Source organism: Amycolatopsis sp. NPDC051373 (genome assembly GCF_040689465.1).
Lineage (GTDB): Bacteria > Actinomycetota > Actinomycetes > Mycobacteriales > Pseudonocardiaceae > Amycolatopsis.
The window spans coordinates 105,314-123,738 of record NZ_JBFBAE010000032.1 but is presented as its reverse complement, the minus strand read 5'-3'; the positions used below and the strand labels follow the sequence as shown (position 1 = coordinate 123,738).

The 18,425-nt window shown below is 72.1% G+C and carries 17 protein-coding genes and 2 pseudogenes; 3 read left to right on the top strand and 16 right to left on the bottom strand.

Going from position 1 to position 18,425, the window contains the following annotated elements:
- The 9 genes and pseudogenes from AB0383_RS41855 to AB0383_RS41815 form a co-directional block, all read right to left on the bottom strand.
- Positions 1 to 1,187, bottom strand: a pseudogene (locus tag AB0383_RS41855) (hypothetical protein); the annotation flags it as partial.
- Positions 1,188 to 1,423: 236 nt separating this feature from the next.
- Positions 1,424 to 2,011, bottom strand: a complete 588-nt coding sequence (locus AB0383_RS41850; RefSeq protein ID WP_366190198.1) for a YbaB/EbfC family nucleoid-associated protein — start codon at positions 2,009 to 2,011, stop codon at positions 1,424 to 1,426.
- A 484-nt stretch (positions 2,012 to 2,495) separates the two neighbouring features.
- A pseudogene (locus AB0383_RS41845) lies at positions 2,496 to 2,786 on the bottom strand (type VII secretion target); the annotation flags it as partial.
- 7 nt (positions 2,787 to 2,793) lie between these two features.
- Positions 2,794 to 4,767, bottom strand: a complete 1,974-nt coding sequence (locus tag AB0383_RS41840; RefSeq protein WP_366190197.1) for a hypothetical protein — start codon at positions 4,765 to 4,767, stop codon at positions 2,794 to 2,796.
- 10 nt (positions 4,768 to 4,777) lie between these two features.
- Positions 4,778 to 5,167 carry a hypothetical protein gene (locus AB0383_RS41835; RefSeq protein ID WP_364171382.1) on the bottom strand — a complete coding sequence of 130 codons (390 nt, stop codon included), beginning with the start codon at positions 5,165 to 5,167 and terminating at the stop codon, positions 4,778 to 4,780.
- A gap of 56 nt (positions 5,168 to 5,223) precedes the next feature.
- A complete protein-coding gene (locus AB0383_RS41830) occupies positions 5,224 to 6,072 on the bottom strand; it encodes an ESX secretion-associated protein EspG (RefSeq protein WP_364171249.1) in 849 nt (282 codons plus the stop codon).
- A 290-nt stretch (positions 6,073 to 6,362) separates the two neighbouring features.
- Positions 6,363 to 7,292, bottom strand: coding sequence for a 2-dehydropantoate 2-reductase (locus AB0383_RS41825; protein WP_366190196.1), 930 nt, complete (start codon positions 7,290 to 7,292; stop codon positions 6,363 to 6,365).
- A gap of 72 nt (positions 7,293 to 7,364) precedes the next feature.
- Positions 7,365 to 7,871 carry a DinB family protein gene (locus AB0383_RS41820; RefSeq protein WP_366190195.1) on the bottom strand — a complete coding sequence of 169 codons (507 nt, stop codon included), beginning with the start codon at positions 7,869 to 7,871 and terminating at the stop codon, positions 7,365 to 7,367.
- A 172-nt stretch (positions 7,872 to 8,043) separates the two neighbouring features.
- The gene (locus tag AB0383_RS41815; protein WP_364171255.1) at positions 8,044 to 8,535 is read right to left on the bottom strand and encodes a helix-turn-helix domain-containing protein; all 492 of its coding nucleotides are present in this window, start codon (positions 8,533 to 8,535) and stop codon (positions 8,044 to 8,046) included.
- A gap of 184 nt (positions 8,536 to 8,719) precedes the next feature.
- On the opposite strand from AB0383_RS41815, the gene AB0383_RS41810 reads away from it, so the two are divergent.
- Positions 8,720 to 9,688 (top strand): hypothetical protein, encoded by a 969-nt coding sequence (locus AB0383_RS41810; RefSeq protein ID WP_364171257.1) that lies wholly within the window; start codon positions 8,720 to 8,722, stop codon positions 9,686 to 9,688.
- Positions 9,689 to 10,026: 338 nt separating this feature from the next.
- Here the strand turns inward: AB0383_RS41810 and AB0383_RS41805 are convergent, their stop codons facing one another.
- The 5 genes from AB0383_RS41805 to AB0383_RS41785 form a co-directional block, all read right to left on the bottom strand.
- Positions 10,027 to 10,734 (bottom strand): flavin reductase family protein, encoded by a 708-nt coding sequence (locus tag AB0383_RS41805; protein ID WP_364171259.1) that lies wholly within the window; start codon positions 10,732 to 10,734, stop codon positions 10,027 to 10,029.
- 84 nt (positions 10,735 to 10,818) lie between these two features.
- Positions 10,819 to 11,634 carry a xanthine dehydrogenase family protein subunit M gene (locus tag AB0383_RS41800; protein WP_364171261.1) on the bottom strand — a complete coding sequence of 272 codons (816 nt, stop codon included), beginning with the start codon at positions 11,632 to 11,634 and terminating at the stop codon, positions 10,819 to 10,821.
- Positions 11,631 to 12,101, bottom strand: coding sequence for a (2Fe-2S)-binding protein (locus tag AB0383_RS41795; RefSeq protein ID WP_366190194.1), 471 nt, complete (start codon positions 12,099 to 12,101; stop codon positions 11,631 to 11,633). The genes AB0383_RS41800 and AB0383_RS41795 overlap by 4 nt, the downstream gene beginning before the upstream one ends.
- Position 12,102: 1 nt before the next feature.
- Entirely contained in the window at positions 12,103 to 14,367 is a 2,265-nt protein-coding gene (locus AB0383_RS41790) for a xanthine dehydrogenase family protein molybdopterin-binding subunit (protein WP_364171265.1), read from the bottom strand.
- An 84-nt stretch (positions 14,368 to 14,451) separates the two neighbouring features.
- Entirely contained in the window at positions 14,452 to 15,216 is a 765-nt protein-coding gene (locus AB0383_RS41785; protein WP_366190199.1) for a sulfite exporter TauE/SafE family protein, read from the bottom strand.
- Between the two features lie 163 nt (positions 15,217 to 15,379).
- On the opposite strand from AB0383_RS41785, the gene AB0383_RS41780 reads away from it, so the two are divergent.
- Entirely contained in the window at positions 15,380 to 16,363 is a 984-nt protein-coding gene (locus tag AB0383_RS41780) for a LacI family DNA-binding transcriptional regulator (RefSeq protein ID WP_366190193.1), read from the top strand.
- Positions 16,364 to 16,387: 24 nt separating this feature from the next.
- Here the strand turns inward: AB0383_RS41780 and ribA are convergent, their stop codons facing one another.
- On the bottom strand, positions 16,388 to 17,017 hold the full coding sequence (ribA, locus tag AB0383_RS41775) for a GTP cyclohydrolase II (protein WP_364171386.1): 630 nt from the start codon (positions 17,015 to 17,017) through the stop codon (positions 16,388 to 16,390).
- 104 nt (positions 17,018 to 17,121) lie between these two features.
- On the opposite strand from ribA, the gene AB0383_RS41770 reads away from it, so the two are divergent.
- The gene (locus tag AB0383_RS41770) at positions 17,122 to 17,601 is read left to right on the top strand and encodes a MarR family winged helix-turn-helix transcriptional regulator (RefSeq protein WP_364171268.1); all 480 of its coding nucleotides are present in this window, start codon (positions 17,122 to 17,124) and stop codon (positions 17,599 to 17,601) included.
- A 16-nt stretch (positions 17,602 to 17,617) separates the two neighbouring features.
- On the opposite strand, the gene AB0383_RS41765 is transcribed toward AB0383_RS41770, so the two are convergent.
- Positions 17,618 to 18,358: an FHA domain-containing protein gene (locus AB0383_RS41765; RefSeq protein WP_364171270.1), complete on the bottom strand. Its 741-nt coding sequence runs from the start codon at positions 18,356 to 18,358 to the stop codon at positions 17,618 to 17,620.
- Positions 18,359 to 18,425: the final 67 nt, after the last annotated feature.

Genomic DNA, 18,425 nt, shown 5'->3' with positions numbered 1-18,425 from the left:
GTGTAGTCCTTCGGCGCGCCCTCGTAACCCGAGGCGTGAGTCCCATCGTCGCCGGCCGACTTGCCCGGCGGCGGCGTGTAGTCCTTCGGCGCGCCCTCGTAACCCGAGGCGTGAGTCCCGTCGTCGCCGGCCGACTTGCCCGGCGGCGGCGTGTAGTCCTTCGGCGCGCCCTCGTAACCCGAGGCGTGAGTCCCATCGTCGCCGGCCGACTTGCCCGGCGGCGGCGTGTAGTCCTTCGGCGCGCCCTCGTAACCCGAGGCGTGAGTCCCATCGTCGCCGGCCGACTTGCCCGGCGGCGGCGTGTAGTCCTTCGGCGCGCCTTGGTAACCAGACGCCTTGGTCCCGTCCCCGCCACCACCACCGCCCGACTTCGCGGGCGGCGCCTTCGGCGTTCCGCTCAGCTCCCCCGTCTTGCCCGGGCCCGCGACCTTCCCGCCCTTGATGTTCTTGAGACCCTTGCCCACGTCCTCGAACAGCTGCCCCGTTTTCTTCAGCATCGGGGCCAGCGCCTTGAGCGCCTTGACGAGGCTCGTCACCAGCTTCGAGATCTGCGTCGCCGTCTTCGCGACGTTCTCGGCCACTTGGGGGATGACCCACGAGAGCCCGATGCCCAGCGTCGCCACCACCTGCAGCGCCCAGCTGATCATGTGCCCGATCAGCTGCGAGATGATGTCGCGCACGAGCGTCCGCACGGCGGCCACGATCTCGCCGCCCTTCTTCACCCCACTGGCCGCGCCCTCGCACCCCTTCGCCGCCGCCTGCAACGACGCACTCAGATCCTGCGCCCGCTGCCGGTAGGCATCCGCAGCGGCGCCCGACCACGACTGCAGATCCGCGTTCACCTCGTCGGTTAGATCCGTCGCGACCGCGCCCAATTCCTTCGCGACGTTCGCCAGCGTCTCCGACTGCGCCTGGATCTGGTCCGCGTTGCCCGTCAGGCCGTTGAGCGCCTCTTTCAACGGCCCCACGTGCTCCAGCAGCCAGCCCACGCCGGCCGCCAGGGCCGCACCGAACGGGTCCATGGCCGCCGACAACATGTCGAGCCCGGTCCCGACGGCACCCATCGCGGCCGACGCCCAGTCACCCGACTCGATTCCCTGGGCCAGACTGTTCGCGTCCTCCAGCAGGGAGATTCCCGAATACGCCTTGGTCGAATCCTTCGTGGGCACGATCAACGGATTGCTCACTTCGACACCCCTCCTATGCCGGCGAGCGAAACCTGCCGGGAGAATCAGAAATTGAGAAGAAAGACAGGCACAATTCCGGGCGACAACGCAGCCGGGAACTCACCCATTGTTTTCGGTCGGCACCAGCGACCGTCATGGCGATTCACTCGTGGTTGCGGCCGGCCGAAAAAACCGGCCGCAACCACGGAACCCGTCCAAGCACCAGCGAGTCCATCGTCCTCAGTGGACACCGGACATCACCAGGGGTTGTTGTCCTGCTCGTCCGGGTCGATGCCACCCCGGCGGCGCGGCGCAGCCGGACCGGCCGGGCCTGGCGGAGCGGCGGGCGGCGGCGGGGTCGCGGCACCACCGGCCGACGGTGCGGGCGGCACCGGCGGCGGGGTCGGGGCCGGGGGCTCCGGCGCGCCCGAGCCGCCTTCGGGCTCGTCGAGGTCCGGGAAGCGGCTGCGGAGGCTGCCGAGCAGCGCGGAGCGGGTGTCCTGGTCCTCGTCGCCGAGGTTCTCGGTCATGACCTCGGCCACGCGCTGGGTGATGCCCGACTGCGCGCGCCGCATGGTGTCCAGCACCATGCGGGCCAGCTCCTCCTGCGGCATGGTCCGCGTCTTGGACCCGAAGACCAGGTCGGACACGACCCCGTCGGCGCCGACGGTGACCTTGACGGTGCCGTCGGGGCTCGACGCCGTGAGGCGCAGCCGTTCGGTCTCCTGCTGGGCGGCCGCGTAGCGCTCGGCCTTGCGGGCGAAGCCCGCCGCCCACTCGTCCATCCGCCGGATCGCCTCGTCGGGGTCCCTGATCAGGTCACCCAACCCTCCCGCACTGGTCATGGTGTTCGTACTCCTCGATCTGCCTGCTGCTGAACTGTTCGGGTGGCGCCGGGCGAAGCGTCGCCCGGCGCCACGGTGGCACCGGCTACTCGGTGACCGTGCCGATCCGGAACGACGACGGGTTCGCCACGGGCTCGTCGGGCACCGTGGTGCCGACGCGGAACCTCGGCTGCTCGGGCGCGAGCGGCTCCTGCAACGGCTCGCTCGGGACCGTCGTGCCGATCCGCGGCGACAGCGGCTCCTGCAACGGCTCGCTCGGGACCGTCGTGCCGATCCGCGGCGACAGCGGCTGCTGCAGCGGCTCGCTCGGGACCGTCGTGCCGATCCGCGGCGACAGCGGCTGCTGCAGCGGCTCGCTCGGAATCGTCGTACCGATGCGCGGCGACAGCGGTTCGCTGCCCGATGAGTAACCGCCCGACGAGTACCCGTCCGAGCCCCCGCTGGTGAAGCCCGCCGCCTCGTCGCTGTTGGCCAGCTGGTTGAGGAACGGCTGCGCCTCCTGGGAGTCGCCGTCCAGGTACGCCTGCGCCGTGGTGCGCACGTTGTCCGCTGTGGTCTGCATGCCTTCGGCCGCGGCACTCACCGCGTCCTTGGCCTGCTCCCCCGTCGGGTTCACGATCGGCGGGAGAAACGCGCACAGCAGGCCGTAGGCGTCGTCGTTCAACGCGTAGTCCGCCGCCTGCACGGCGTTGTTCAGCCGGTCCACGAGCCCGTCGAGGTGGCTGGCGTGCGCCGTCAGCTCGTCGGGTTCGACGTCGAAGCCTCCGCTGGTCATCCCCGCCTCACTTCCAGTCCTTGTTCTTCCAGTCACCGATCACCGGCGGCGCGACGACCTCGTCCGGAGCGAAGAAGCTCGGGTCGTCCGACTCCACGTAGTCGGCGATCTTGTGCTCCTTGTCCTCCGGGCCCTTGCCGCCCTTCTGGCCGGCACCCATGCCGCCCATTCCGGGCTGGCCGGCTGCGCCCTTGGCACCCGCCTGCGCGCCGGCGCCGCCGCGCGCCGCCAGCTCTTCGTCGGTCAGCGCGGCGCCCGAAGCGGCACCGGCGCCCGCCGCGCCGCCCGCGCCGCCGAGGCCCGCGCCCTTGATTCCGGCGCCACCACCGATGCCGCCGATCCCGCCGCCACCGGCACCGCCGCCACCGCCGAGGCGGCTGCTGATGCTCTCGCCGTTGATGCCGCCACCACGGCCGATGGTCGGGATCTTGCCCGAGCCCCCGCCGATGCCGCCACCGGATCCGCCGAGCGACCCGCCGCCGACGCCCGTGCCGGGGTTGAACGGCGGCGGGGTGAAGCCTGTGCCGGACCCCGAGCCGCCGCCCAGGCCACCGCCACCGACACCGCTGCCCGGGTTGAACGGCGGCGGGTTGAAGCCACTGCCGCCGATCCCAGTGCCGCCGGGACCGTCGGGCACGTTCAGCGGCGGGGGCGTGAAGCCCGAAGTCTTCGTGGTCTCGTCGTTCGACAGGCCGGAGCCGCCGCCGAGTCCGCCACCGCCCAGGCCACCGCCACCGACGCCACCGGGACCGTCGGGGACGTTGAGCGGAGGCGGGTTGAAGCCACCGCCACCACCCGCGCCGCCGCCGGCACCGCTCCCCGAGCCACCGCCGAGGGCGCCACCACCGACACCGCCCGGGCCGTCGGGCACGTTGAGCGGAGGCGGGTTGAACCCGCCGGCGCCGCCACCGGCACCGCCACCCGCGCCACCGCCGGCCCCACCTCCGGCACCGCCGATCGGCAGCCCGTCGGGACCGATGGGCTTGCCGTCCGGGCCGACCGGCAGGCCGTCCGGGCCGACCGGCAGGCCGTCGGGGCCGACCGGAAGACCCTGGCTCCCGGCACCGCCACCGCCGGCGCCACCCGCACCGCCGCCGTTCGCGGCGGTCGCGGCCGCGAGCTTCGGCGGAGCCGCGAACGCCGGTGTCACGACGGCCGAGCCGATCGTCTGGTCGTACTGGGTCATCAGCTGCGCGGCCTGCTGGCGCGCGGCCTGCTGCTCGGTGAAGGTCGCCATCGCCTTGGACGCCTGCGCGGCGTACTCGGTGGGGTCCTTGATCTGCTGCAGTTGCGCGTTGGCCTGCTGCACGTCGAACTGCACCGGCGGGTTGGCGGCCATCGCGATCTGCGTCTCGTTCAGCGCCTGCGAGTGGATCTCCTGCTGGCGGCCGGCCAAGGTCGCGCCCTGGGCGGTGGTGCCGAGCCACTTGCCGACGTTCGCGAGGTGCTCGCGCGCCGCGTCGCCGCCCGCGCCCTGCCAGTTGCTCGTGCTGGCGGAGATCGCCTGCGCGAGGTTCTGCTGGTGCGTGGCCAGGTCGTTGCCGACACTCACCCATTCCTCCGACGACTCGGCCACGGTGGCCGGGTTCGCCTGCTGGGTGATGGCCTGCTGCATCTGCTCGTGCGTGGCCTGCGACCAGTCGGTGTAGGGCGCGCTGTCGGGCTGGCGAAGCTGGAGGCCGTCGTTCAGGCCGCTCTTCGCGTCCACGAGCTTCTGCTCGTAGAGCTCCTGGATCTTGTCGTTGCGCGTCTTCGGGTCGACGGTCGGGCCGAGCCAGCCGTTCGCGATCTCGTCGTCGATCTCCTTCGTCGCGTCGGCACGGATCTGGTCACCCGAAGCGACGTCGTCCGGCTTGACCGGGCCGACGAAGTACTTCGACGACGAGTCGGCCGTCACGTCGTAGTAAGGGCTGTGCGGGTCGTAGTCCGGCGACGACGGGTCGGAGACCGCCGAGGCGGACGAGTCGGTTGCAGTGGACACGAGATCCTCCTCAGGTCAGCTCGTCGACGGGAAGCCGGTTGATGGTGTCGCGCGTTCCGGCTTCGGTGTTGCTGTAGTTCTGCTTGGCCAGCTTGATCGCCTCGACGTATGTCGGGAACTCGTCGCGCGCCGCCTGCAGCTGCGTGAGCAAGCCCTGGGCGTCGCTGGCGGTGTTGAGCATGTGGTTCGACACCCAGCGACCGGTCGCGGTCGAAGACATGGCCGGGGCAGCGCCCAGCTTCTGCAAAGCGTCCCACCGGGCCTGAAGGGTGTCGATCACACCTTCGAGCGCTTCGATCATCTGGTTGCCGGTGGTGTCGTCCACCGCGAAACTGCCGGTCTGCGCCAATCGCTTCAGCTCGGTCCCGGACAACTGCGGCGTCAGCTCACGCGCCGTCATCTTCGCCGGGGTCGCGTCGTCGGCCACCGGATCTCCCTCCTCTTGGTGCGCGCGCGTCAGTAGACGGCGGCGATGGCGTTCTGCACGGCGCGGGCCACTTCGGACCGCCCTGCGGGGACGTACTTCGCGCTCAGGTCACCGGCCTCGCCGGTGGTGGTGTGGACCAGGTAGCGGCCGTCGTGGGTGTCGAGCCAGCTGAGCGGGTCGGCCGCGCGCAGCTCGCCGTGCCGGCCCCAGCCGGTGACGGTGACGTGGCCGCCGCCGAGGCGCGGCGCCGCCATGACGCGCTCGAGCACCTCGGTGCTGCCGGGCGTCGGCGTCACGCGGGGGTCGGTGCGGCTGGGCCGCACGGTCCCGCGGACCTCGATCATCCCGAACGCGTCCGTCTCCTCCTCGTCCTCGGCCGCCTCCGCGATGCGCCGCGCGGTCATCGCCGACACGGCGCGCGTCGCCTGCCGGCTCACCTCATGGGTGCCGGTCGTCGCGGCACGCGCCGGCGGCAGCACGCCGGTGACGACGTCGACGAGGTCCTCGTCGGCGAAGAGGGAGAACAGCAGTTCGTCGGTGCGCGGGTTCTGCGTGATCCCGAGCGCCTGCCTGCCGTCGCTGAGGGCGAGCACCGCGATGTCGGCACCGACGCCGTCGACCCCGGCCACCGCGACGGAGACGCGCGGCCGGCCGAGCAGCCCGAACGCCGTCTGAACGTGGGGACTGAGCTCACCGTGGGTGGAGAGCCGCTTGTCCTCCATCGCCCGGTAGACCTGAGTCGCCACGCGGACGAACCGGATGGGATCCGAAGGCACCGTGCCGATTCGCAACGGGTACTGGCGGATGTCACCGCCGGTTGCCTGGCTGACCACAAGAGCTTCGAAGACGTCGAGAACGAACTCGAACCTGTCCGCCATACCCGAGAGCTTCCTTCCCCACGGCGGGTCGTGCACGGCGCTGCGCCGCGGTCCGGACACCTGCGCAAAAGGGGCGCAGATGTCACTGATCGGAGCGTAGCAGTCCTGGTGTGACGGGAAATCACCGCTCGAACCGGTGCCCGAAAGACCATCCGTCCGTGTCAACCCGGGCACGGCCTTCGCGCCCTTCCGCACCCATCACGTAGGCCGGAGCCGATTCGGTTCACCGCGGTCGGCGAAAAAGTTCGCGGACTTCTCCCGGGGCGCCGAAACGGGGTTCGTTCGGGGGCTCAGCCCAGCCGTGACCGGTACACACGCAGGTTCAGCCGGACCAGTTCCAGCAGCGGTACGGACACCCCGAGCCCGTGCGCCCGGTCTACCAGATCGCCGAAGATCTGCTCGCCCTCCACGGGCAACCCGGCCGTGAGGTCGCGGTAGAGCGAGGGCGCGCGCGGGGAGCCGACCTCGGTCACGGAACCGCGGGCGGTCTCGAGAGCGGCGGCCTCCAGCGGGTGCCCGGCGGCCGCGGCGACGGCCGCGCATTCGGCGACCACGGCCTCGGCGAACGCGATCCCGCCCGGCTGCCCGGCGACGTCGCCGACGGTGCCGCGCATGAGCGAGGTCACGGCCCCGATCGAGGCGATGAAAACCCACTTCGCCCACATGGCCGCCGTGATGTCCGGCGACAGGGCCGTGTCGAAGCCCGCACCCGAGAGCAGTTCGTGCACCGCGGCGAGCCCGGCCGGCGCCGGCTCGGTGCGGGCGCCGTAGGTCAGCGACTGGAGGTCGAACAGGCGGCGGACGTCGCCCGCACCGTCCACAGTGGTCATCACGATCGCGACGCCGCCGAGCACCCGCTCCTCGCCGAAGCGGGCCACGAGCGCGTCGAGGTGGCGCAGCCCGTTGAGCACCGGCAACACAAGGGTGTCCGGCCCGACCGCCGGCGCCACGTCCTCGATCGCCTGCGCGAGCCCCGCGGCCTTGACCGTGAACAGCACGAGGTCGTACGGCTCGGTGAGCTCGCCTGCGCGCACGAGCTTCGGTGTGAGCACCGTCTCCTCGCCGAGTCCGGTGATCCGCAGGCCGCGTTCGCTCAACGCCGCCGAGCGCCCGGGGCGCACCAGGAAGGTCACGTCACGGCCGGCCTGCAGCAGCCGGCCGCCGAAGAACCCGCCGGTCGCACCGGCACCCACCACCAGGATTCGCTTCGCGCTCGTCACCCGTGCGACAGTAGGCTCCTGACTTGCCCAGGCCAAGTCAGAGTCGGCGCTCTCACACCTCGGCCGTTCGGTTCAGACGCCGACGACGCCGTCGACACCCTCGCGCAGGAAGTCGGCGTGGCCGTTGTGCCGGGCGTACTCGTCGATCAGGTGCAGCATCACCAGCCGCAGGGAGACGTTCTCGCCCCACCGCGCGTTGTACGCGACGACGTCGAGCGACTCGGCGGCCGCCTCGATCCGCCGCGAGTGCTCCACCTCGGCCTGCCACGCGGCGAAGGCCTCGGCCCGCGTGCCGTCGGTGGCGTCGTAGGCGACCTGGTAGTCGCCGTCGGCCGACCAGACGAGCGGCACGTCCTCGCCGTCGATCACCCGGCGGAACCAGGCGCGCTCAACCTCGGCCAGGTGCCGCACGAGCCCCAGCAGCGACAGCCTCGAGGGCGGCATCGACTGCCGGCGCAGCTGCTCGTCGGAGAGGCCGTCGCACTTCATCGCGAGCGTCGCGCGGTGGAAGTCGAGGAACGCGCGCAGCATCTCCCGCTCCCCCGCGATCGCCGGCGGCCCGATCCGTTCCGTCGCCACGGCTCCCCCTTCATCCGGTGGCAAATCCGGGCTCAGGCTACCGGCGCGCCGAGGTGCGGCGAACGGCGCCGCCGCGGGCACCTCCGGCCGCACGGCTTCGTGCGCGACCCGGCGCGCGGACTTGGTTCCCCGTTGCCCGTGGACTGTCTACTGTGGATTGGCGCGGCGCGGTTCAGCTCACGGGTTCGGCGAGCGGCACGGGTTCGGGCGAGCGCCACGGCCGGTACCAGAGCATGTCCTCGCGGCGCATCGGTTCGCGGCACTCGTCGCACAGCGTGCCGGGGCGGGTCCGCGCCCCGCAGGCGCCGTGGACGATCAGCATGCGCTCGGCGGGCGGGTCGGAACGGGTGTGCTCGTCGCCCCACTCGGCGAGGGACAGCAGCACCGGCAGCGCGTCGGCACCGGCCTTCGTGAGGCGGTACTCGTGGCGGGTGCGGCCGCCGTCGCGGTACGGCACGCGCGCGAGCAGCCCTGCTTCCGTGAGCTTGGTGAGCCGGGTCGTGAGCACGTTGTCGGCGATACCGAGCTCGTCGCGGAACTCGTCGAAGCGCGTGGTGCCCATTGTGGCGTTGCGCAGGATCAGCAACGTCCACGGTTCACCGAGCACGTCGACCGCCCGGGCGATCGGGCACGCTTGCCCAGACCACTGGATGCGTCGGACCATCACCGCTCCCTTCCTTCCACCACACCGCGTTCGCTGCCTTTCGCGGTGCAAGCCGTCACTGACCGTAGCACGCGGCGGGCGGACGCTGGGCCGTTCGGCCGATCACAGCGACTTCACAGCAACACACAGGAAACAGACAGGTGGAATCGGCTGCAACAAACCGGTTCCGCGACGTTGTCCCGGTATGGCAAGACGGCTGAGATGGACACTCGCCGCCGCGGGGCTCACCGCGACGGTCCTCACGACGGCGGTCGTCGTCACGGTGAATACGCGCCACGTGACGACGATGCCCGCGGCGCAGACGCTACCGCCGCCCTCGTCCTCCCCCGCGCCGCCCTCGTCCTCCCCCGCGCCGCCGTCCACGAGCGAACCGCCGACCTCGACGACACCACCGACCACTTCCTCGCCTCCCCTGCCCGACCCCTCGGCCGTGGCCGACGACGTGGTCGACGCGGTGACCGCCGCGTCGAAGCGCACGAAGGTCGGGCTCGCGGTGTACGACACGAAGACGGGCAAGACCCTCGCGCTGACCAACTCCGAAACCCCGTACTACACGGCTTCCGTGGTGAAGCTGCTCATCGCGCTCGACTCGCTGTACGACGACGGCACCTGGCAGGTCCCCTCCGGCGACACCGCCGACGAGCTCACCGACATGATCTCCGGCAGCAACGACGCCGTCGCCGACAAGCTGTGGGAAGCCGACGGTGGGACCGCGATCGTCGGGCGGATGGCCCACCTCATCGGGCTTTCGCACACGCTCGAACCGACGGACCCGGGCCAGTGGGGCATGACGAAGATGAGTCCCGACGACGTGGTCACCACCTACCGCTACCTCACCGACACCGTCCCCGACGCCACGGCACAACCACTGCTCACCGCGATGGCCGACGCGCGCCAGCCCGCCGACGACGGCTACCCGCAGTACTTCGGCATCCCGGACGGCATGCCCGGCACGACGTGGCAGATCAAGCAGGGCTGGATGATCCTGCGCTCGGCGCTCGTGCTCAACACCACCGGGATCGTCGACTCCCGCTTCGTCGTGGTGCTCATGACGCAGCAGCCCGCCGCCACCTCGTCGGCGAAGGGCCGCGCCGCGGTGACTGCGGGGATCAAGGCTCTGGCGCCGGCACTGGCCGCGTGGACCGCGAGCTGACGGACACCGATCACTCCTCTGTGGACAGTGTGATCCCCCGCCGCCCCCAGGAGTTCGGGCGGAGCCACGGTTCGGTGAGAACCGCGGCCCCGCCCCGCTCGGGTGCGACGAGTGCGCGCCGGGTCAGCGACGCTTCGCGATGTCCGCCCACGACGGTTTCGGCGGTGCCGTCGAACTGCTCGGTGCCGGACCCAAGGAGCGGGGAGCCGGTGCCTGGGCCGGCGCGGCCTGGAGCAACGGGCGCGCGGGCAGCGTGAGCTTTCGTGGAATCCTGGGTCTGCGCGATCAACGGATTGCTCACGGACGTGCCCTCCCCACCAGGCCTTGTCACCTCGAATTCACAAGTTATCGACTGGTCTGGACCCCGCCCGGCGGGCCCGCTCGATGTCCGGACCGCGGTAGAGCCGCTCGGGGATCGACGCCAGCGTCGACTCGCGTACCTGCGGGCCCAGGCCGTAGAGCTTCTGGAAGCTCATGATCAGCGGACGCCACGCGTCGGGGTCCACGCGATCGTCGGTGCCGGGCAGGCGGATGTCGTCGTGGACGAAGACGCGCTGAACACGGACTTCCAGGCCCAGGACGGAGCCGTGCTGGGTCTCATCGTCGGCAGCGAAGGGGTGGGTGGCCTCGAGGACGGCCTCCATGGCCACCGGGCACTCGGCGACGCGCGGCGGCGCGACCGTCTCGGACGGGACGGGGGTGAGGCCCGCGCGGCCGAACTTGTCGGCGACGTGGAAGTAGCCGCGCTGCTGCTTGCCCGGGGGCACCGGGTCCGTGCCCGTGGTGAGCGCGAGCCGGTCGACGGCCGCGGCGAGGGTGGACGATGGCAGGTTCAGCACGCATTCGCGCGTGCGCCGCAGGTTCTGGGTGGTCTTCGAGCGCGCGCCGAGGCCGAGCATGGCACGCCAGCCGAGCCAGAACGCCGAGGACATCGGGGCGAGGTTCGCCGAACCGTCCTCATTGGTCGTGGAGATCAGCACCACCGGGGTGCCGAAGTACAGGATTCCGGGCTCGATGGCCGTGTGCAAGGGAAACGTCGTGTTCACGTCCCCAGTCTGCGCACGCCGGGCGCGCGCGGCTGGCGGGAAACGGACGTCACGATCACGCCCGTTCCCCACCGGCCGGACGACTCAGGCGATGCCCGCCGCCAGCAGCGCCCGCCGCGTCAGCACGCGCGCCAGGTGCCGGCGGTACTCCGCCGACGCGTGGGGCTCGTCGGGCGGCGAGGTGTTCTCGGCGGCGAGCGCCGCGGCCTCGTCGGCCGAAGCGCCGTCCGCCAGTGCTTTCTCCGTCGCCGCGGCCCGCAGCGGGGTGCCACCGAGGTTGATCAGGCCCACGGACTTGCCGACCACCGCCACGCCCACGATCGCCCAGTCGATGTTACGGCGCGTGAACTTCTCGAAGCCCCAGCCCAGTCCGGCCTGGCTGGGCAGGCGGATCTCGGTCAGCAGCTCGTCCGGCTCCAGCGGCGTGGTGAACGGGCCCAGGAAGAACTCCGACGCCGGGATGCGCCGCTCCCCCGCCGGACCGCGCGCGACGAGCACGCCGTCGGACGCGAGGATCACCGCGGGCAGGTCGGCGGCCGAGTCGGCGTGCACGAGCGAACCGCCGAGCGTGCCGCGGTGGCGCACCTGCGGATCTCCGACGGCACCCGAAGCGTGCGCGATGAGCGGCGCGTGCTCGGCGAGCACCGGGTCGCCGTGGAGGTCGTGGTACCGCGACAGCGCGCCGATCACCACCTCGTCTCCGTCGAGCCGCACGAACTTCAGCTCGTCGAGCGGCGCGATGTCCACCACGACCTCGGGCGCCGCGAACCGCAGTTTCATCAGCGGCAGCAGCGAATGCCCGCCGGCGAGCAGTTTCGCGTCCTCGCCGTGCTCGGCCAGCAGCGCCAGCGCCTCGTCCACAGTGGACGCCCGGCGGTAGGAGAACTCGGCGGGGATCACCGGTCCACCTCCGCACCCGAAGCCTCGACCACGGCACTCACGATGTTGTGGTAACCCGTGCAGCGGCACAGGTTCCCTTCGAGCGCCTCCCGGACCTCGCGTCGCGACGGCTGCGGGTTCTCCTTCAGCAGCGACACCGAAGCCATCATCATCCCCGGCGTGCAGAAGCCGCACTGGAGCCCGTGCTGCTCGCGGAACGCGCGCTGCACGGGGTGCAGCTCGCCGTCGTCGCCGGCCAGACCCTCCACTGTGGTCACCTCGTGCCCGTCGGCCTGCGCGGCCAGCACCGTGCACGACTTCACCGACTCGCCGTCGAACAAGACCGTGCAGGCGCCGCACGAAGTGGTGTCGCAGCCGATGTTCGTGCCGGTGAGCCCGACGGTGTCGCGCAGGTAGTGCACCAGCAGCGTCCGGTCCGGCACCTCCCCGGCCGTGGTCCGGCCGTTCACCTCGATGGAGACCCGCACGTCAGTTCGCCTTCCTCACGTCGTTCAGGGCCGCCCAGACCCGCATCGGGGTGGTCGGCATGTCCAGGTGCCGCACGCCGTGGTGGGCGAGCGCGTCGACCACCGCGTTGTGCACCGCCGGCGTCGACCCGATCGTCGCGGCCTCGCCGATCCCCTTGACGCCCAGCAGGTTCCGCGTCGTCGGCGTCGCCATGTCCACGAGCTCAAAGTCGGGCAGCTCGGTCGCGGTCACGAACGAGTAGTCCGCGAGCGTGGCCGTGGTCGGGTTGCCGTCCTCGTCGTAGTACACGACCTCCAGCAGCGCCTGCGCGATGCCCTGGCCGAGCCCGCCGTGGCGCTGGCCGCGGAAGGTCAGCGGGTTCACCACCGGCCCGGCGTCGTCGACCGCGACCAGCCGCCGCACCTCGACCTTGCCCGTTTCCGTGTCGACCTCGACCACGGCCAGGTGCGCGCCGAACGGGAACGTCGGCTTGCCGTCGCCGAACCACACGTCGGCCGACAGCGCCGTGCCCTCGGCCGAGGACACGATCCGCGCCCAGTCGAGCGTGGTGCTCGACGGCGCGCCGCGCACCTGCCAGACCCCGCGTTCCGTGTCGAGCTCCAGATCCTCGGTCGCGGCCTCGAGCAGGTCGGCCGCGAGCTCGCGGGCCTGGGCGATCACCTCATCGGCCGCCTGCCGGACCGCCGAGCCGCCGAGCTGCAGCGACCGCGAGCCGAACGTGCCGACCGCGCGAGGGACCTCGTCGGTGTCGCCGTGCTTCACGGTGATCTTCGCCAGCGGCACGCCGAGCTGGTCGGACAGGAGCATCGCCAACGACGTCGCCAGCCCCTGGCCGTGCGGCGAGCTGCCCGTGTACGCGGTGACCGAGCCGTCTTCGTGGATGTCGACGCGGCCACTCTCGCCGCTCGCGTCGCCGCCGGTGATCTCGACGTAGGCCGCGATGCCGAGACCCAGTGCCACCGGGTCACCCGCGGCGCGGCGCAGCTCCTGCTCCGCGCGCAGCTCGGCGTAGCCGGCGGCCTCGAGCACCTTGTCGAGCGCCGCTGCGTACTCGCCCGTGTCGTAGTCCCCGCCGGTCGGCGTGGTGTACGGGAATTCCTCCGGGCGGATGAAGTTGACCCGCCGCACCTCGGCCGGGTCCATCCCGATCTCGGCGGCGAACAGGTCCATCGCGCGCTCGACCGCGGCCGTCGCCTCGGGCCGGCCCGCGCCGCGGTAGGCGGCGATCGGCGTGGTGTTCGTGACCACGCAACGGCTGCGCGTCTGCACCACCGGGAAGCGGTATACGCCGGGCGCCATCATCTCGGTCAGCGTGGGCAGGAACATGGCGCGCGGGTAGGCGCCGCTGTCCTGCACGACGTCGATCCGGTACGCGAGCACCGTCCCGTCGCGCTTCCCGCCGATGGTCACCGTGTTCTGCTGGGCCCGACCGTGGGTCATCGCCGTGAGGTTCTCGCTGCGCGACTCGGTCCACCGCACCGGCCGCCCGACGGCACGCGCGGCCCAGCCGAGCAGGCTCGCCTCGGGGTCGGCGCCGATCTTGGCGCCGAAGCCGCCGCCGACGTCCGGCGTGATCACGCGCACCCGTTCCTCGTCGAGCCCCAGAGCACCCGCCACGGTGGTCCGGGCGATCTGGGCGTTCTGCGTGGACAGCCACAACGTCAACCGCCCGTCCTCGCCCCACGCCACCGATCCGCCGCGCACCTCGAGCGGCGCCGGGGCCACGCGCGGGTTGAGAATCGTCTGTGTGACCACGGCGTCGCAGTCCGCGAACACCGCGTCGTCGAAATCCTCGGCGCCGTTCACCTGCATGACGTTGCCGGTGACACCACCACCGGGGAACAGCTCGATTTCGCCGGACAGCGCGGCGTCGATGCTCGCCACGGCGTCCAGCGGGTCGTAGTCCACGTCGACCAGCTCCGCCGCGTCGGCCAGCTGGTAGCGCTCTTCGGTGAGCACCAGCGCGACGGGTTCGCCGACGTAGCGCACGACGTCGATGGCGAGGAACGGCTCGGTCACGGGACCGACTTGCTGAGGCGCGAGGTCGAGGTCCGCCGCGGTGAAAACCGCGACGACTCCGGGTGCCTGCTTCGCCTCTTCGGTGTCGATGCCGGTGATGCGCGCGTGGGCGATCGGGCTGCGCACGAAGACCGCGTGGACGGCACCGGTGAGCGCCACCTCCCGCAAGTCGTCGACGTACGTTCCGCCCGAGGTGATCAGCTTCTCGTCCTCGACGCGCACCACGCGGGTGCCGACAATGCTCATCTGGCCTCCTGCTCGGGTACCCCGCCGATCATGCCCCCTGGGGTGCCCGCGCGGCAGGCTGGCACGGCAACGAATCCGCTGCGATCAGCCGGCGTAGGCCTCCCGGGCGAGCACCACCGCGAGCACGAGCCCGCCGATCGCGATCGCGATCCGCAGCGGTGTCGCGGGCAGGTATCGCACGAGGATCGAACCGAGCCAGGACCCCGCGACCGAACCCAGGCACACGGCGAGCGCCGCAGGCCAGAGCACGCGGCCGGTGAACGCGAAGACGGCCGCGGCGATCAGGTTCGCCGTGCCCGTGGCGATGTTCTTCGCGGCGTTCGTGCGGGCCAGCGGCTGCGTCCACACGGTGGTGAGCAGCGCCAGCATCAGCACGCCCGCCGCGGCACCGAAATAACCGCCGTACACGCCGACCAGGAACGCCGCCGCGCCGGCGCCCGGGCCGATGCCGTGGCGTTCCGCGCCTTCCGCCAACCGGCGCAACCGCGGACCCGCCAACAGCACCACCGACGCACCCCCGATCAGCCACGGCACCACCACGGTGAACGCGCCGGGAGGCGTCAGGAGCAGCACGAGCCCGCCGCAGCCCCCGCCGGCAGTGGTGATCAGGCACAGCGGCAGCAGGCGGCGCCACTGCCCTTTCAGCTCGGGCCGCGCACCGGCGGCCGCGCCGGCGGTGGTGCCCAGCATCGCGACGGTGTTGGTCATGTTCGCGACCACCGGCGGCATCCCGGCGGCGAGCAGCGCGGGGTACGACACGAGCGAGGCCAGCCCGGCGGTGGCGCCGACGAGGCCGGCGCCCACTCCGGCGAGCAGCAGGAGGACGAACTCGCCCGAGTCGATGATCACGCCCGCCATCAGAACACGCGCTCCCGCGCCGCCGTATAGGTTGTTATACATGTCACTTCCGGTTGAACGGACACCGCCGAACGGACGCCGGGCGACAGGCGGACAGGCGAGTACGTTGAGGACAAGGCAACCCGCCCGGTGCTCGGATTCGCATGGAGGACCGATGCGCGTCACGATCGCGGAGGTCGCCCGCCGTGCGCGGGTGAGCAAGACGACCGTGTCCCGAGTGCTCAACAACAAGTCCGACGTGGACGCCGCCACCGCCGTGCGCGTGCGTGAAGTCATCGCCGCGACGGGCTACATCCCGAGCGCCGGGGCCGTCGGCCTGGCGAAGGGCCGGACCCGGCTGGTCGGGGTGCTCGTGCCGGGACTCTCGTCTTCAGGCGTCGGCGAGGTGTTGCAGGGAGTGGCCGACGTCGTCGAGGCGAGTGACCACGGCCTGCTGCTGAGCACGGCCGCCCGGGGCGCGGACTCGCTCGAGCGCTTCACGCACCAGGTGCGTGCGCACGCGTTCGACGGACTGCTGCTGCTCGACCCGCCACCCGCTGTCACGGACAACGACGCGCTGCGCGACGCCGACCTCCCGGTCGTGGTCGTGGACGGGGCGCGCTCGGCGTTCCCGTCCGTGACCGGCGACGACGCCGCGGGCGCCGCCGCGGTGGCCCGGCACTTCCTCGCGCGCGGCCGGCGTCGCGTCGCCGTGGTGACGGGTCCCGGCGAACACGCCGCCTCCCGGTTCGCCGGATTCAGGTCCGTACTCGAAGAAGCCGGTTCACCGCTCACCGGGGACGCCGTCACCGAGGCGGGTTCCACCGCCGGCAGCGGCCGCTCGGCCGTGCGGCGGCTCGTCGCCTCGGGCCACGGGTTCGACGCCGTGTTCGCCTGTGACGACGTGGTGGCAGCCGGTGTCCTCACCGGACTGCGCGAAGCCGGCCGCACCGTGCCCGGAGACGTCGCCGTGGCCGGGTTCGGCGACCTGCCGCTCGCGGCGTTCACGCAGCCGCCGCTCACGACCGTGCGCAGGCCCTCGCGGGCACTGGGGGAAACGGCGGCGCGACGCCTGCTCGGCAAGCTGACCGGCGACACGCCTCTCGACGGCATGACCGTGCTGCCGACCGAACTGGTGGTGCGGGAGTCGGCGCCCTGACGCGGACGATCCGATGTGGACGGTTCAGCTGGCGAGGCCGGCGTGGCCGAACCCGGCCGGCAGCACGAGGCTGTGGCCGGTGTGCTCGACCTTCGCCCGCAGGTACCGGACGTTGGTCTCCGTCGCGAACACGCCCGTGGGTACGCGGTCGCGCACGTCGAGACCGTGGGCGGTCAGCTGCGCCGCCTTGTCGGGGTTGTTCGACAGCAGGTCGAGACGGCGCACGCCGAGCGCGGTGAGCATCTGCGCGGCGGCGGTGTAGTCGCGGGCGTCCTCGGGCAGGCCGAGCGCGGCGTTGGCTTCGTAGGTGTCGAGCCCGCCGTCCTGCAGCGCGTACGCGTCGAGCTTGTTGTACAGGCCGATGCCGCGGCCTTCCTGGCGCAGGTAGAGCAGGTAGCCGCCGGTTTCGGAGATCCGGGCGACGGACTCGCGCAGCTGCGGGCCGCAGTCGCAGCGGGCTGAGCCGAAGACGTCGCCGGTCAGGCACTCGGAGTGCATCCGGACGAGCGGCACCGGGCCCGGCTCGCCGAGCACGAACGCGAGGTGCTCCAGCCCGTCGGCGAGCCCGTGGAACGTCACGGCCTCCGCGTCGACGGAGAGGTCGTCGCCCAGCCGCAGCGGGATCCGCACCCGCGCACGCACCTCCGCCACCATCGCCATCGGCTGCTCCGTTCTCCCAGGTGGTTCAAATTCGAACCACGACTTGATCGACCCTACAACATGGTTCAAATTCGAACAACCTGCGTTACCATGGGTGCATGGCCGACCCCCGATGGCTCACGGATCGCCAGCTGAAGACCTGGCAGGCCTTCCTGGCGGTGAGCTCGCAGCTCAACCGTCGCGTCGAACAGCAGCTTCGCGACGACGCGGGGCTTTCGCACCCACAGTACGAAGTTCTGGCGCGCCTCGCCGCCGCCGGCGGCGCCCTGCGCATGACGGAGCTGGCGGGCGCGGCTCTCACGTCCAAGAGCGGGCTGAGCTACCAGGTCGGCCAGCTGGAGAAAACCGGGCTCGTCGGGCGCCGTTCGTGCGAGTCCGACGACCGCGGCGTGATCGCCTTCCTCACCGATCTCGGCTGGTCGCAGCTTCGCGAGGCGGCCTCCGGGCACGCCGCGCTCGTGGGTGAGCTGCTCGTCGACGCGCTCACCCCCGAGCAGTTCGGCGCGTTCAGCACCGTGCTCGACACCCTGGAGTCCCGGCTGCGCGGCGCCCAGCGGCCGCAGCGAACCGCCGTGTGACGCTCGGCACCCCGCACTACGAGCCGACTGTCCTCTGTGTCCAGTCGGGCACGCGCGGTTGCGGCACGGGTTCGGCGGTCAGCAAGGCCAGGTCCGGCGGCACGAGCACCGCGGCGGCCAGCAACGCACCGAACAACAGGTCGTCGCCGCTCGCCGGGCGGAACCTGGCCCGCACACCGTCGAGGGCGGCCCGCACACCCAGCGCGGTCCAGTCGCCGCCGGGGTCCAGAACCGCGAGCTGAGCCGCCGCCCGCTCCGGCGGCACCGGCCGCGGTAATGCCTCCCAGCGCAGGAAGCTCTGGCCGACCACGGTGAGCGCCAGCCGTTCGCGCGTGTCGAGCCCCCCGCGCGCCGCGGGTGGCGCGGCGGGCCTGCCGTCGGCGACGTGCACCTCCAGCACGTGCTCCCGCCCCCGCGAACCGTGCACGAACAACGGCAGGTAGCCCGCCGGCAGCGCCAGCGGCGCTGCGCCGGTGAACAGGAGCCGGGATTCCGGCAGCCGCAACGGGACCTTGCCCGTCGCCCGCACCCACCAGCGATCGCGGTGGTGCTCCAGCACGCCGTGGCGGCGGCTCACCCGCCGGTCGTCCTCCCCGACCGGCACGGAGACCTCCGCGGTGTTGCGCCCGAACGTCACCGGACCCGGCGCGGACGGCGGCACCAGCACTCCCCCGGCAAGCCCGAGCACGACCAGCGTGCCCGGCGGTGACGCGAAGCCCCGCGCCAGGCTCGGATGCCCGGCGGGCAGTGCCCGCATCCCCTCACCCGTCACGACGTCCCCCGCCCGTTGCCGGCGCGGGGCCTGCCCCACCGCGCGCCGCGAG

Excerpts from the sequence above, each read along its gene's own strand:
- AB0383_RS41850 (WP_366190198.1), bottom strand. The coding sequence starts at position 2,011 with ATGACCAGTGCGGGAGGGTTGGGTGACCTGATCAGGGACCCCGACGAG.
- AB0383_RS41835 (WP_364171382.1), bottom strand. The coding sequence starts at position 5,167 with ATGACGGCGCGTGAGCTGACGCCGCAGTTGTCCGGGACCGAGCTGAAG.
- AB0383_RS41830 (WP_364171249.1), bottom strand. The coding sequence starts at position 6,072 with ATGGCGGACAGGTTCGAGTTCGTTCTCGACGTCTTCGAAGCTCTTGTG.
- AB0383_RS41815 (WP_364171255.1), bottom strand. The coding sequence starts at position 8,535 with ATGGTCCGACGCATCCAGTGGTCTGGGCAAGCGTGCCCGATCGCCCGG.
- AB0383_RS41810 (WP_364171257.1), top strand. The coding sequence starts at position 8,720 with ATGGCAAGACGGCTGAGATGGACACTCGCCGCCGCGGGGCTCACCGCG.
- AB0383_RS41790 (WP_364171265.1), bottom strand. The coding sequence starts at position 14,367 with ATGAGCATTGTCGGCACCCGCGTGGTGCGCGTCGAGGACGAGAAGCTG.
- AB0383_RS41780 (WP_366190193.1), top strand. The coding sequence starts at position 15,380 with ATGCGCGTCACGATCGCGGAGGTCGCCCGCCGTGCGCGGGTGAGCAAG.
- ribA (WP_364171386.1), bottom strand. The coding sequence starts at position 17,017 with ATGGTGGCGGAGGTGCGTGCGCGGGTGCGGATCCCGCTGCGGCTGGGC.
- AB0383_RS41770 (WP_364171268.1), top strand. The coding sequence starts at position 17,122 with ATGGCCGACCCCCGATGGCTCACGGATCGCCAGCTGAAGACCTGGCAG.
- AB0383_RS41765 (WP_364171270.1), bottom strand. The coding sequence starts at position 18,358 with ATGCGGGCACTGCCCGCCGGGCATCCGAGCCTGGCGCGGGGCTTCGCG.